The sequence below is a fragment of the Streptomyces sporangiiformans genome, from assembly GCF_005768555.2.
GTDB classification, from domain to species: Bacteria; Actinomycetota; Actinomycetes; order Streptomycetales; family Streptomycetaceae; genus Streptomyces; species Streptomyces sporangiiformans.
This window is the reverse complement of record NZ_VCHX02000281.1, coordinates 1-12,429: the sequence shown is the minus strand read 5'-3', so window position 1 is coordinate 12,429 and position 12,429 is coordinate 1. Positions and strand designations below refer to the sequence as shown.

The following is a 12,429-nucleotide window of genomic DNA, read 5'->3' as shown; positions in this document are numbered from 1 at the left end:
GTGTTCCTAGACAGCTCCACCACATCGGAGGTCTTCGCCATGATCAAGCCCGGCCGGTGTCAACAACGCTCGTGATCAATACACCTAGAAGGCCGCTGTCCGGTCTTCGCTGCGCGGGTCGATCACCTGGTGCTCGGTGTAGATGCCCGCGCTCGCCTCACGACGCCAGGGACGCCCGTAGGTCACTGCGTCCGCGGCGGCCTCGGAACTGTCGTCCAGGTTCACGACGGCTACCGATGGCGAACCGTCCGCGGGGCACCGCGCAAGCCAGTGGCCATTGGGAGCGACGATTCCGGACGGTGCGGTGGCGCTGTGCTGTGAGGCCACTGACAAGCTGACCCAGTAGCTGTTGACCGCGGCGTGGCCTTGGGCTTGGGCGGCGGTGTTACCCGGGGTGCCGCTGGTAGAGAACAGGACGCAGTCGACATCCAGCTTCTCGTATTCCGCCCACAGCTCCGGGTAGTGGATCTCCATGCCGAGCAGGCAGCCAAAGCGCACACCGTCGACCTCGAAGGTCACCGGTGAGACGCCCGGCGAGTACATGTACGAGATCTTCGTCTTCGACAGGAGACGCTCGTCGTAGCGCGTGACGACGGCGCCGCGATCGGAGATGACGTAGAGGCTGTTGTGCGGGCGGTTTGGCTCGGTCAGGCGGTGCACCGATGCGATCACCGTCCACAGCCGCAACTCGCGGGCCAGCTCGGCGATCGCAGCCAACTCCGATTGGAGCACCGGCCACTGGCACCGGTCCCAGTCCGCCGGGCCGACCGCGTCCGGGCCGTCGACGGACATAACGAACTTGTTGGGAAAGCAGATCGCGCCTTCCGGAAAGTGCACGAGCCTCGCTCCTTGAGCGCTGGCCTCGCGCATCAGAGCACGGACCTCACGCCCGCTTTCGCGCAGCGCTTCAACGTCTCGGGGGTCTTCGCGTACGAGCGTCTGCGCTACGGCGAGCCGCACGCTCTGGGGATTCTTTGCTTCCGACATGACGTCTCCTGATGGAGTCGGACGGAAGTGCCGCAGGGCGGACGTGTAGGACTCACCGGTCTTGGCGGCGCGGGCACGCACCTGGCGCTTGAAGTTCCTACGGGCTGTCATCGCGGCCTTCCACGCCTTGAGCGACGGCTCCCCAGCAACCTCGCCCGAGGCGATCGGGCTGCAACAACGGCCTGAGACGCTGGTCCCTTTGCCTCCGACGGGAGACCGCGCTGGGGACGGTCGCGGGAGGTTCGGCGTAGGCCACGCAGTCGGTCATCATGTCGTCGGTCGCGAGCTCCGTCAACATCCTTCAACACGTCCAGCGCACCGTCGAAGTGCTGACGGCTGGAAAGAACACCTCAGCTCAACACGCTGAACTTGACAGAGAAGGGGCCGGCCGCGCACGGCTGGAGTGACGACCAGGTGTGGACCACCGCACGGGTGCGCACGCTGATCGGGCGGAAGTTCCACCTCTCCTACAGCGCCTCCGGCGTCACGCGGCTGCTGCACCGGATGGGCTTCAGTGTGCAGGTGCCTGCCCGGCCCGCCGCCGAACGGGACGAGGACGCGATCACCGCATGGCGGGAGGCGACCTGGCAGGTGGTAAAACCCTCCGGGCGGCGACCGGCGCGTTCGTCTGTTTCGAGGACGAAGCGGGCGTGACCGGCCGTCCGCCCAAGGGCTGCACCTGGGGCCGACGCGGCAAGAACCCCGACTGCGGCTTCGAGGCGAGTTGGTTCATCGTCAGGTAGGCGTTTTCCGCCTCGGGTGGAATTGCTCTGCCGTGAGTTCGACGACCTTAGTGAGCGGGGTGGGCAGTCGGATCTCCGTGCTCTCTCAGCTGGCGTGAAGGATCCGAAAGCGATCGGGGTCCGCCGGATCTCGATCAACGACTTGGATCGGCGTCGAGGCCCATTGCCAAACGCTGATGCCTGGCGTGCGGGAGAACTGGATCTGCCCGCGGGTGCCTTCGACTGCAACGCGCGGCCAGGATTGGGCAGTGCGCGCCCGATCCGCGCCGTAGGAACGCAGCACATCGGCGAGGACGGCGACCGTGTCGTAGCCCTCGAAGGCGACGAAGGAGGGCGCTTCGCCCAGCCGCTCGCGGAGGGCCGTCTCGACTCGTGTACCGAGTGGGCTGAGGCGCTCGGGCAGGTAGCGCAAGAACGGGATCGCGGCGCTGTCGTTGCCCAGCAACGTTGCCCATTCGGCGAACTCCGGTTGCCCGGCCGGAGCACCGATCATGATCTCGGCGAGGCGCTGGTCGCGGCGGACAGACTTGACGATCGACACTGCCGGCTCCGGGTGGCCGACCAGAAGAAGGAGGGCTGTCGCGCGACTGTCGACGAGTTCGTCGCACACGGCCGTGGGGGCGAGCGCGCGCATGTCGAGTTCGATCACGGTGCCGCCGCGTGGAGCGAGGTAGTCCCGCAGAATGCGGGCCCCAGATGCCCAGTAGACACTCGGCTGGGCTGCTACGGCGATTCGGCTGTGGCCCGCGCTGAGGAGGAAGTCTGCGTAGACCTGCCAGCCGCGGGACTGCGGCGGGGAGAGGCGCGCGACCCATTCCGTTGGCTGTTCGGTGAGCGCGTCGAGAACCGCTGACGAGCAGAGGAACGGCAGGCCGAGGGCGTCGGCCTTGGCGGCAGCGGCGCGAGCGACGACGCTGTGATACTCCCCGGCCAAGGCAGCCACGCCCAGGCGAGCCAATTCCTCTACGGCCGCCGCGGCCCTCTGTGGATCAGCCGCGGTGTCTCGGACCACCAGCTCGAGTGGTCTTCCGACGATCCCGCCGGCGTCATTGACTTCGCGAACGGCCAACTCGAGTCCAGCGAGCAAGTGTTGGCCTGCCTCGACCCAGCCAGGCCGAGTCAGCGGAACGAGAGCACCGATCTGGACAGACGATCCGTCAGTCCGCTCCGCTCCAGGTGGTGATGGTGGCGTACTCATGCGTCGGCGTCTCCCGTGCGACGATGCGGTTGCGGTTTGCCTGGATCGCAGACTGGCAAAGCCCGGTAGTACGCGTGCATCTCATCGCGCCGTGGCGGGCGCACCTGGGTGACCATGCCGGACATTGCATCCACCACCACTGCCAACGGGCAACCGATTATTTGTTCGCTGAGCTGCCCGGCTTCAACAAGCCGTTAACCCCGGCCATCGAGACGCTGCGCGGGCTGCTGCTCGCCACCGAGATCGGCCACAACGGGTGGCGGGCCGGCGCCTCGGTGCCTGCCGGGCCAACCATCTGCCGTTTGGCGCGCGTGCTGTGCCGCTGATGCGCTCGTAGGCCGAGCGGTACCTCCGGTATAGCGTTCACCTTCAATCCATTGCAACGAACAAGGCTCACTTGTTGCATTAGCATCAAGTCATTGCAACGATTTGTCGGCTCTAGCCTGCGTAAATATGGATCCCGCGGAACGAGCTTGTTGCCTGATGTATGAATGCAACGTAGCGTTTCCGCCTTAAGAAACAACGGGCCGAAGGCCTGACAGGTCGATAGGTGCGCGTTTCGCGGAGTGAGCGATTCAAGGGGGTTGGATCATGGATACAGCGCAAAGCCAGCAGCAGGCGGCACCCGGCGCATTCACCGCCTTCACCCGCTTCGTGCTCTGCGGCGGCGGAGTGGGGCTCGCCTCCAGCTTCGCCGTGGCGGAGCTCGCCTCCTGGATTCCTTGGGGTCTGGCCAACGCCCTGATCACCGCGGTCTCCACGCTCCTCGCAACCGAGCTGCACGCTCGCTTCACCTTCGGTGCAGGCGGGCGCGCGACCTGGCGCCAGCATGCGCAGTCGGCCGGGTCCGCGGCGGCCGCGTATACGGTGACCTGCATGGCGATGCTCGTCCTGCAGCAGTTGGTGGCCGCACCCAGTGCGGTGCTCGAGCAGGTCGTCTACCTGTCCGCCTCCGCACTCGCCGGTGTCGCGCGGTTCGCGGTGCTGCGCCTCGTTGTCTTCGCGCGGAAGCGCTCGCAGGTCGTGGCCACCGTCCGCACCGCCCGTCCCGTGCACGCGACCGTGGCCCGCGTCGCGTCACCCGCCGACCCGGCGGTGCTCTGCCGCACCGCCTGACCGTTCCGCCGGGCGGCGTGCCGCACCGACCGGCCGCGATTCCTTGAGGCCCGTCACACCACGCGCCCGTGCCGGGACCCTGCCTGCCGGCCGCCTAGAGCGCACACACCGGCCAACCAGACCGCTAACTGGCCAGCTAACAGGTCATCTCATTTGGGCTGTTGGACAGCCTGCGCGTGTGGGGACCGTTGAGCGGCTGGTGCTGGATGAGCTGTGGCAGTTTTTCCAGCGGGTGGTGCCGAAGGTGCCGACCTGCCCTCAAGGGGGTGGCCGACGCCGCCACGGTGACCGGGAGGTGCTGGCTGCGATCGTGTTCGTGGCGACGTCGGGCTGTACCTGGCAGCAGCTGCCGTCCGCCTTCTTCGGGCCGTCGGGGGCAACGGCTCACCGGCGCTTCGCCGAGTGGCCGAAGGCCCGGGTGTGGGCGAAACTCCGCCGCCTCGTCCTGGACGAGCTCGGCGACCGCGGCGAGCTGGACTGGTCCCGCTGTGCGATCGACTCGGTGAACATGCGGGCTTTGCAAAGGGGACCGGGCGGGCCCGAATCCTGTCGACCGGGGCAAGTACGGCTCGAAGGTTCACTTGAGCACCGAGCGGACCGGTCTGCCCTGTCCGTGGGCATCTCCGGCGCGAACCTCCACGACAGCCAGGCCCTGATGCCGCTGGTGCAAGGCATGCCGCCGATCTGCTACCGGCGCGGCCGGCGGCGACGCCGACCCGGCAAGTTTCACGGCGACAGGGGCTACGACTACGACCACCTGCGACGGTGGTTTCGCGCTCGCGGGATCACACCTCGTATTGCCCGCAAGGGTGTCGACGCCTCGCAACGGCTGGGCCGACATCGCTGGACCGTCGCACGCACCATGGCCTGGCTCGCCGGATGCCGCCGCTTGCACCGCTGCTACGAGTGCAAAGCCAGCCACCTCCTTGCCTTCACGAGCATTGCCTGCATCCTCATCTGCTACCGCAGACTTGCTAATTGAGATGATCGGCTATAGGGAAAGCGGATGAGCGAGTCACCATCGAATCAGAACGCGAACGAGCTTCCGATCACAGTAGAGTCCGGGATCGATGACCTGAAGCACACGCCGGAGGAGTCGCACGAGGTGCAGGAAGACGACCTGCGTCGCTACCGGATCGAGCTGGAGAGCACCGATGAGGGGATCCGGCGGGTGAACCATGTCCACGCAGGTTCGATGGAGCAGGCCCTGGTGAAGGTCCGCGAAGCGGACCACTGGCCGACTAGCGGGCCTGGCAGTGACCCCAGCAGGTTTCGAGTGGTGGAGGCAACCGAGGAGAGTGCCTCCAGCGAGGCTCGACACCAGAGAAACGCGCGCCGACGATACATCAACACCATCGTGGAAGCCGGCCTCACGGCGCTGGGTAAGACCGCTCCCGATCGCTCAGATGAAGAGTCCTTCGACGTCTTGTGCGATTTCTTCACCCGGGCCATCGTTCTGCCCGGGCACTTCGCCTTCCCCTCGGGGGACACGGATGCCGACCGGCTGCTGGATGCCAACGACGCGGCCAGCGTCCTGGCCCAGCTCCTTACAACTCACCTCGCCCATCACGGCTTGAAGGTGGCACAAACGCTTCCGGAGTAGGCGCCGCGCGCCCCTGGCCCCCGCTCAAGCTGAAGGCCACACCCTCCGAGCCGGCGAGAGCGGAGGGATCGCATGACGGCGTGCGGTGACTACCAGCATCGCTTGCACTCTCACCTGCCACCGCTTACCCACCAATTGAGATGACTTGTACGACGACATCTTGATTGGGCGTCGCTCATTCACGGCAGCTGTAGTTCTTGATCGGCAGGTCATCGTTGCTGGTCGGAAGGTAGCGGCGGCGGTGATGCTGTTCCATCGGTGGTGGGCTTCGACGGCTCGGTGCTGGTGACGGCGGCGCCAGGTGGGCCAGTGCAGGAGGTGGCCCAGGTCGCGGCGGGGCCAGGGGCAGGACGGTGGCGCGCAGGAGACGGAGCAGTTCGCGGCGGCTGGCGGGGGCGAGTTGGCCGGTGGGTTTGCTGGTCGGCGGTGCGGGCGCGGGCGACGGCCAGGACGCCATCCGCCGGTCTCAACCAACCGGGCCTGCTCCATGTGAGCAACGGCTACTGCTCACCAACGTTCTGCAAGGCTCTGGCGACGTTCACTCGGACTGAATGGTCCTCATCGCCCAGGGTCGAGCGGAGCCCCTGGACGAACATGTTCCGCCCTGCTTCCGTGACTTCGAACCTCCCGGCCCCGGGCAGCCACCATGAGGATTCGAGGCTGCACGCAAGACGGCTGAGCTGTTCCGCTGCACTGCGCCTGAGGTGGACGGGCTGGTGCTCCGCCAGCCGGTCGAACAGAGCGCGCAGCATGACAGTGTCGCCGAGAGAGGACAGTGCAGGTCGTGCGCTTCGACGAGCGCGGCTTGTCCCAGTTCGTCATCTGTGGATGCTGGGGCGACGAGTCCGGCGTTGGGAATGACAGCTTGGCTCAGGTCGCCGTCTGCGTGGATCTTTGGTTGATGCTGGGGCTACGTGGTTTGAGTCCAAGGCCCGACCGGCCGGCTGGGATCTGCAGCCGCAACTGTGCAACATCCCGCCGAGGTGGCACTGACGCCGATGGCGTATCAGTTCCCGTTTGACATACGGCGGTAGCAGATGACGGATGCGGCGATGTCGGCGAAGGCAAGGAAGTGCTCGGCCCTGTGTTCATGGCGGTGGAGGCGGCGGCACCCGTTCAGCCACGACATCGTGCAGCTCGACCATGCAGCGGTACCGAGCCAGGCGACTGGAGTTCTCCTTCCCGCGGCGGGCGATGCGCGGCACGATCTGGCGACGTCGCAGCCAGCTGCGGAGATGATGAGACTGCACGGATGCTGACCTAGTCGATCGCGCACCGCGACCGGTCCAACTCGCCGTCGGCACCGAGTCGGTCCAGTACCACCCCGTGCAGCTTCGCCCACGCCCGGGCGGCGGACCAGTCGGTGAAGTACCGATGCACCATCTGCCAAGAAGCACCGAAGACCGGCGGCAGTTGCCGCCAGGTACAGCCGGCACAGTGGCGACGAAGGTGATCGCCGTCAGCACAGCTCGGTCATCACACCGCCGTCGGCCGCCACCCTGCGCACTCATCGGTGCCTCCGACGCCCTGTTTTGGAAGATCTCCCACAGCGCGTACGGCACCAGCCGCTCAACTATGCCCATGCCGCAGCAATGAGTGATGGCCAATCAAGACATCGTCTGAAGAGCTCAGCCACATCAATGAGTTGCGTGCATCGTGAAGTGTCAGGTCACGGGCCTGGTGTGATTTCGTGCCCGGGTGCTCGTGCTGGTCGCGCGCGGCAGTCTGCCGGGTAGATCGTCGGGCAGGGAGGTCTTCGTGGGTTCTGGCCCGTTCCAGCCCGCGATGCTCCTACGCTCCCGGTCATGGTGGACCCCGAGGTACTGGAACGGATCGCCGCGCGCCGCGCGGAACTGGACGGGCTGGAAGAACAGCTGGTCAAGCAGCTGGACCAGGTGCGGGCCGAGCGGGACGAACTCGCGGTCGCCGAGCGGGTTCTGGCGCGGATGAGCGAGCAGATCGCTGGGGAGCGGGCTGCCGTCGCACCGGCGTCGGCGGAGGTTGGCGGGCGTGCGGTGCTGCTGGTCCCGCACCGTGACGACAGCGTTGACGAGGCCGCGCTTCCTGGCGACTACCGCCGGATCCTGGCGATCGTGCGGGCCGCCGACGGTGCGGTGCAGGTGCGGGCGGTGGGCGAAGAGCTGGGCCTTCAGGTGGAGGTGCGCGGGAAGCTGGAGCCGTTGCGGGCGAAGCTGGTCAAGCTCGCGGACCGCTGCTGGCTGCACAAACGTGGCGACGGGAAGTTCACCGCGCGCCTGTAGCCATGCCGACCCTGCACGCCGCAGTGCGTAACTGACTGCGCCGTTCTCTATCCGTTCGTGCGCTCGGCCTGGTTCGAACGGCGTGCTGGATCGGGTGACTTGGCTGGCGTCGAGGCATGAAGGAAGGGCCTCTTGGTAGCTCGCGGTTGTCGAGTCCAGCGAGAAGCAAGAGGCCCTGTTGTCGAAGTGTCGCGTGGTCGTGGTTGCCGGGTCCAGTCCGTCCACTCCTGGGTGTGACTGTCTCGCCCATCGGTTCGGGAACGCGGCCGACCGGCCGGAGCGTCAGCCTCGGTACGGCTCGGACATGAGCGATGCCGAGTGGGCGTCGGTGCGGGGTCTGCTGCCGGTTCCGGGCTGGCTTGCGGGCCGGGGCGGTCGTCCGGAGGGCTACTGCCACCGGCAGATGATCGACGCGGTGCGCTATCTCGTCGACAACGGCATCAAGTGGCGGGCGATGCCGTCCGACTTCCCGCCCTGGCCGCGGGTGTATGCCTTCTTCGCCCGCTGGCGGGATGCAGGGCTGGTGGCCGAGCTCCATGAACGGCTGCGCGAGGCCGTCCGCCGGGCGGAGGGCCGCAGCCCGGAGCCAAGCGCGGCGGTCGTGGACTCGCAGTCGGTGAAGGCGGACGCCACGGTCGCCCTCGCCTCACGGGGATACGACGCGGGGAAAAAGATCAACGGGCGCAAACGCCACTTGCTCACCGACACCCTCGGACTTCTACTGGCCGTGCTGGTCAAGCCGGCGTCCACGACCGACCGGGACGCGGCCGGCATGCTGCTGCCCGCAGCGAAGAATCACTTCCGGCGGCTGGCTCGGGTCTGGGCCGACGGCGGTTACACCGGCCACCTCACCGACTGGACCACCCAGCACCTCGGAGTCGTCCTCGACATCGTCCGCCGCAGCGACGACGCCCAAGGTTTCAGATCCTGCCCCGCCGCTGGGTCGTCGAAAGATCCTTCGCCTGGCTCCTGCGCAGCCGGCGCCTGGTCCGCGACTACGAGCGACGCACCGTCACCAGCGAAGCCGTCATCCTGTGGTCGATAACCATGCTCATGAGCCGCCGCCTGGCCGCCCAGCGCCGACAGCGTCCTGCTCCGGCACGGGCAACGTGAACCTGCCCGGCTTCTCCTCGACCAGCCAGCCCCGTTCCACCAGCCGTTTCAGCCGAGCCCGAGCCCCTTCGACGCGGGAAACGGACGCGCTGTCCCAGCCCAGCACCACCGCTGCCCGCCGGGCACCCAGCCCATCAGAACCCGCCTCCACGGCGGCGGCCATCAACGCCTGGTAGTCCACCGACAGCACCTCGATGCCGGCCGCGTCCTGGCAGTGCGGCACCGCCCGACGCGGTCCCACCGGGCTCTTCTGCGAGACTCCGTCGGTCACCACGGCGGGCACATCGGCCTCGGCCAACGCCTCCAGATACTGCTCCAGGCCGATCACCCGGCGCCGGAGCACCTCTTCCGCCTCCGCCAGAGCCGCCTGGACCCGCTCCAACTCGGCTGCGAGTTCTTCCACCTGCACCACCGCGGCCTTCTGCCGCGCTTCCAACACCGCCCGCATCGACGGCATCTGCCACCCCCCACGACATCTCGGTCAGCAACGATCCGAGACTTCCGTGCCAGCCGCCACCTCATGCCGGACCAGCGGAAACCGCACGTGAGGTTCGGAAAGAGAACGACCTCTAAGACGTTGGCATGGAGAGCTGGTAGCGCTCGATGACATCCGCGAACCATTCGGGCTCCGCCATTGGGACCTCGTAGCGGTTCGCGAGCTCGACGATCTTCGACATCTCTGCTTCGCCGCGCTCGGTCAGGTCGACCACCGTCCGGAAGAGCTCTTCGAATCCGGCAGGTGAGATGATCTCGATCATGCGCGCGGGCGTCAGCCCGGCGTTCCACATCGCGTGGACCTCGCCGCGCGGCTTCACGATGTATCCGCCCGGACCGAGCACGATCTCCTTGCCCTCGGACCGGAAGCCGATCTCGCCCTCGAGCACGATGGAGAACTCATCCTCTCGGTGGTGGACGTGGGGCGGGACGAATCCGCCGACCTCGAAAGGGTGCTCGACGACGGCGAGAGCCCCACCGGAGTCGGCACCGTCGATCTTGAAGATCACCCCGATGCCGGGCACCAATTCGCCGCGCCGACCTTCACCGGGCTGGACAACCTTGACGGTCGTGGCCGCTGCAGTCGCTGCACTCATGCCGCACCTCCATTTGGCTGACACCCATGTACAGTGAAAAGGCAGCAGGGCCAGCTTGTCAAGATTGGCTAACATATGTGTTCAGCGAAAATGGAGTCGCCACGCCCGTACCGGAAGAGGATGCGTGCGCTCACCGAAGCCGAGACCCGGCAACGAATCGTCGAAGCGACGGTCGAGCTCCACGAAACGCTCGGCCCCGCGAAGACGACCATCAAGGCCATCGCCGAGCGCGCGGGCGTGCAGCGTGCCACGGTGTACAACCATTTCCCCGATCTTCAGGTGCTCTTCGAGGCATGCAACGCCCACTACTACGAGCGGCATCCCATGCCCGACCCGACGTCGTGGATCGGCATCGCCTCACCCAACGAGCGCTTTCGCGTGGCGGTGCGCGATCTGTATCGGTGGTACGAGGAAACGGAGACGATGCTCTCGCTAGGCATCCGCGATATCGATGCTGTCCCGCCGGCGGCCCGCGAGGCGTTCTTCGGATACTTCCGCCACGTCGCTCGTTCACTGATGACGGGACGCCGCGAGCGAGGTCGTGCGCGCGTGCGCGCGGCGGCAGCCGTCGGTCACGCGATCTCGTTCGTGACATGGCACTCGCTCGTCCGGGACGGATCGCTCACGAGCGAAGAGGCTGCAGATCTCATGGAGGCGATGGTCGGCGCGGCGGCGGGATAACGGAAGCCGTCTCCGCGCCGACCCCCACCAGCAAGATCACGATCTACAGCTGGAGTACTAGGCACGCATTTGCTTGATCATGGGCCGGAGCCGCTTCGGATCGAAGATTCCTAGCAAGCTGTATCGGCACCCGATTGCTGCAGCGCGAGCTATTGCATCCATCGCTCCCAGGTGTGCCACGAGTTGGCCAGCAGCCCCACCATTATTTTCCACGGCCGCGTACTCACACATCACGAACGGCCGAATCACCACACCGGTCACGCCCGACCAGCCTCAATGACCAAGATCCTTTGAGTTTCTCCAGCGGTCCGGTCATCGCGCCGGTCACGACCACCGTCATCCCGGCCAGCGGCCCGCCCGCCGAATCCTCGCTCTCCGAGACGCCGTCTGAGTCATCGGCGGCGGTCGCGCTCGGTGGGGTGGCGCCGGGTTCGGTCATGTTCACCCCGGCGGCGGCGAGTTTGTCGATGAGCGGGGTTAGTTCGGCGCCGATGCCCTCGACCTGCTGCATCTTTTCGGCATCGGCGGTGCGGATGCGGTCCATGGTCGAGAAGTAGCGGGCGATCCGGCGGGACACGGACCGGCCGGTGCCGCGGACCCCGAGCGCGCACAGCACCCGGACGTCGTGCTCACGTTCCTCGTGAAGCCATGCCCCATCCAACCTCACCGCCCGCTTGTCAGTGGGTGGCCCTACGGTGCAGATATGGATCTTCAGGGGAAGACAGTTGTGTTAATGGGCCGGTTCTACGGCCTGTCGCAGGCCGAGGCGAAGGCTGGGCTCGAGGCGCTGGGCGCGCGGGTGACGAAAACGGTGTCCGGCAAGACAGACCTGATCTTCCGCTCTCATGATGTGGCCGGTCGCAAGATCGGGGCAGCGAGTCAGCTCGGCATACCGGTCTACGACTGGAAGACGTTGCGGGCCCTGCTCAAGCAGGCGGCCGAGGCCTCGGCCGGCGATAGGCCCGGCGCCGACGGGGCGGGCACCTTCGTGGACCACGCTTCGCTGGCGTCGGCCGCGGACCCGGACGCGCTGCTGGGCGTTCTGCGGGAAGCGGACTGGTCCGCCTTCGTGTCCGAGTGGGACCTGCTGCCGCTGCGGGATCGGCTGCAGGAGTTGGAGCAGACGCACGGAGTCACCGAGGTGCACCGCTTCGCCACGGAACGGATTCGCAGCCTCGACGCGGCTGCAGCATCCGTTCGGCCACTTCACCGAGATCGATGATTACGCCGTCAGCCCGTGCGGACGCTATCTGGCGACCAGCAGCGGGTGCGGCGACGATTACAACCGCGGTGGTGCGCTGCAGATCTGGGAGATCGCCAGTGGTCGTTGCGTCAACGTTCTCGACCGGATCGAAGGTGGCGTTGGCTGGCCCGGCTACGACGACACCATCCAGTGGTCGGCTGACAGCACACGTGTAGGGCTCGCCTACCACACCAACCAGGTAGGGGTGTTCGATCCGTTCGACGACGCGACATACACCTATCCCATCGCCAGTGCGTCGGTGACGAACGGGGGGAACAGGCCTCCGGACTGGGCGCTGGCGCCCGATGGCCTAACTGGCTCTAACAAAAGCTTTGATCTTGTGACCGTGGGCTTGTCTGCTCGTTGGTCTGGTCGTGAGGAAGAGACAGTCGC

Annotated in this window: 12 protein-coding genes and 5 pseudogenes; 11 read left to right on the top strand and 6 right to left on the bottom strand. The window is 66.7% G+C overall.

The window, feature by feature from the left end:
* Positions 1-84 precede the first annotated feature (84 nt).
* Positions 85-987, bottom strand: a complete 903-nt coding sequence (locus FGD71_RS36335; RefSeq protein WP_240436945.1) for a carbon-nitrogen hydrolase family protein — start codon at positions 985-987, stop codon at positions 85-87.
* A gap of 375 nt (positions 988-1,362) precedes the next feature.
* On the opposite strand from FGD71_RS36335, the pseudogene FGD71_RS36330 reads away from it, so the two are divergent.
* A pseudogene (locus tag FGD71_RS36330) lies at positions 1,363-1,691 on the top strand (helix-turn-helix domain-containing protein); the annotation flags it as partial.
* A gap of 124 nt (positions 1,692-1,815) precedes the next feature.
* On the opposite strand, the gene FGD71_RS36320 reads toward FGD71_RS36330, so the two are convergent.
* Positions 1,816-2,928 carry an ABC transporter substrate-binding protein gene (locus FGD71_RS36320; RefSeq protein WP_119104805.1) on the bottom strand — a complete coding sequence of 371 codons (1,113 nt, stop codon included), beginning with the start codon at positions 2,926-2,928 and terminating at the stop codon, positions 1,816-1,818.
* A gap of 188 nt (positions 2,929-3,116) precedes the next feature.
* On the opposite strand from FGD71_RS36320, the pseudogene FGD71_RS50320 reads away from it, so the two are divergent.
* The 4 genes and pseudogenes from FGD71_RS50320 to FGD71_RS36305 form a co-directional block, all read left to right on the top strand.
* A pseudogene (locus FGD71_RS50320) lies at positions 3,117-3,194 on the top strand (ABC transporter permease); the annotation flags it as partial.
* A gap of 325 nt (positions 3,195-3,519) precedes the next feature.
* Positions 3,520-4,044, top strand: coding sequence for a GtrA domain-containing protein (locus FGD71_RS36315; RefSeq protein WP_119104804.1), 525 nt, complete (start codon positions 3,520-3,522; stop codon positions 4,042-4,044).
* 178 nt (positions 4,045-4,222) lie between these two features.
* Positions 4,223-5,026: an IS5 family transposase gene (locus FGD71_RS36310; RefSeq protein WP_240436943.1), complete on the top strand. Its 804-nt coding sequence runs from the start codon at positions 4,223-4,225 to the stop codon at positions 5,024-5,026.
* 24 nt (positions 5,027-5,050) lie between these two features.
* Positions 5,051-5,647, top strand: coding sequence for a hypothetical protein (locus FGD71_RS36305; RefSeq protein ID WP_119104803.1), 597 nt, complete (start codon positions 5,051-5,053; stop codon positions 5,645-5,647).
* Positions 5,648-6,653: 1,006 nt separating this feature from the next.
* On the opposite strand, the pseudogene FGD71_RS36300 reads toward FGD71_RS36305, so the two are convergent.
* Positions 6,654-7,230: pseudogene (locus tag FGD71_RS36300) on the bottom strand (transposase).
* A 222-nt stretch (positions 7,231-7,452) separates the two neighbouring features.
* Here FGD71_RS36300 and FGD71_RS36295 point away from each other — a divergent pair.
* The 3 genes and pseudogenes from FGD71_RS36295 to FGD71_RS49975 all read left to right on the top strand — a co-directional run bounded on the left by FGD71_RS36295 (position 7,453) and on the right by FGD71_RS49975 (position 9,021).
* On the top strand, positions 7,453-7,908 hold the full coding sequence (locus FGD71_RS36295) for a hypothetical protein (protein ID WP_162931327.1): 456 nt from the start codon (positions 7,453-7,455) through the stop codon (positions 7,906-7,908).
* 304 nt (positions 7,909-8,212) lie between these two features.
* Positions 8,213-8,761: pseudogene (locus FGD71_RS49360) on the top strand (IS5 family transposase); the annotation flags it as partial.
* Complete coding sequence (locus FGD71_RS49975) at positions 8,728-9,021, top strand: transposase (RefSeq protein WP_338120101.1); 294 nt, start codon at positions 8,728-8,730, stop codon at positions 9,019-9,021. The pseudogene FGD71_RS49360 and the gene FGD71_RS49975, both read left to right, overlap by 34 nt.
* On the opposite strand, the gene FGD71_RS36280 is transcribed toward FGD71_RS49975, so the two are convergent.
* Complete coding sequence (locus FGD71_RS36280) at positions 8,960-9,469, bottom strand: hypothetical protein (protein ID WP_119104808.1); 510 nt, start codon at positions 9,467-9,469, stop codon at positions 8,960-8,962. The two genes, FGD71_RS49975 and FGD71_RS36280, sit on opposite strands and share 62 nt — an antisense overlap.
* A gap of 121 nt (positions 9,470-9,590) precedes the next feature.
* A complete protein-coding gene (locus FGD71_RS36275; RefSeq protein WP_119104801.1) occupies positions 9,591-10,112 on the bottom strand; it encodes a cupin domain-containing protein in 522 nt (173 codons plus the stop codon).
* A gap of 120 nt (positions 10,113-10,232) precedes the next feature.
* Here FGD71_RS36275 and FGD71_RS36270 point away from each other — a divergent pair, with 120 nt between their 5' ends.
* Positions 10,233-10,793 (top strand): TetR/AcrR family transcriptional regulator, encoded by a 561-nt coding sequence (locus FGD71_RS36270; RefSeq protein ID WP_162931326.1) that lies wholly within the window; start codon positions 10,233-10,235, stop codon positions 10,791-10,793.
* 259 nt (positions 10,794-11,052) lie between these two features.
* Here the strand turns inward: FGD71_RS36270 and FGD71_RS36265 are convergent.
* Positions 11,053-11,412 (bottom strand): annotated as a pseudogene (locus FGD71_RS36265) (helix-hairpin-helix domain-containing protein); the annotation flags it as partial.
* An 84-nt stretch (positions 11,413-11,496) separates the two neighbouring features.
* On the opposite strand from FGD71_RS36265, the gene FGD71_RS36260 reads away from it, so the two are divergent.
* Together FGD71_RS36260 and FGD71_RS48095 are read left to right on the top strand one after the other, a co-directional pair.
* Positions 11,497-12,015 carry a BRCT domain-containing protein gene (locus tag FGD71_RS36260; RefSeq protein WP_140936038.1) on the top strand — a complete coding sequence of 173 codons (519 nt, stop codon included), beginning with the start codon at positions 11,497-11,499 and terminating at the stop codon, positions 12,013-12,015.
* A gap of 226 nt (positions 12,016-12,241) precedes the next feature.
* Positions 12,242-12,429: hypothetical protein (locus FGD71_RS48095; protein ID WP_205571184.1), on the top strand; the 188-nt coding region annotated here is incomplete at its 3' end.